Here is a 467-nt window from a genome sequence, read left to right as displayed (position 1 = left end):
ATGCAGGCCTAACCACGAGCGGGTTCGAACTCCCGGGCAAGAGCGACGAAAACGCCCTTGCGCCCGCGCGGTCTATCGGGCAAACCGGCCTTCCCCTGCGATTTTTCCCGCCCGAGGCCTCCATGTCCACGACGATTTCGCCGCTCGCGCCGAAGAAATACCCCAAAATGCCGGAAATCGAAGGGGTGCGCATCGCCACCGCCGAGGCAGGGATAAAGTACAAGAGCCGCACCGATCTTTTGACCATGGTCTTCGATGAAGGCACCGCGGTCGCCGGCGTGTTCACGAAATCGAAATGCCCTTCGGCGCCGGTCGATTTCTGCCGGCAGAATCTCGGCGCAGGCAAGGCCCGGGTGCTGGTCGTCAATTCCGGCAACGCCAACGCCTTCACCGGCAAGAAAGGCCGCGAGTCGACCGCGCTGACCGGCGAGGCGGCGGCGAAGGCGGCCGGCTGCACGGCAACGGAG

The 467-nt window shown here is 64.7% G+C and carries 1 protein-coding gene; it reads left to right on the top strand.

Going from position 1 to position 467, the window contains the following annotated elements:
• Nucleotides 1-122: 122 nt before the first annotated feature.
• On the top strand, nt 123-467 hold a 345-nt coding region (locus tag EN893_RS37535; protein WP_206640284.1), incomplete at its 3' end, for a bifunctional ornithine acetyltransferase/N-acetylglutamate synthase.

Origin of the sequence: Mesorhizobium sp. M7A.F.Ca.CA.004.04.2.1, from assembly GCF_004022825.1 — a bacterium.
GTDB lineage: Bacteria > Pseudomonadota > Alphaproteobacteria > Rhizobiales > Rhizobiaceae > Mesorhizobium.
Note: the sequence above shows the minus strand (reverse complement) of the source record. Positions and strands in the feature narration are given on the sequence as shown.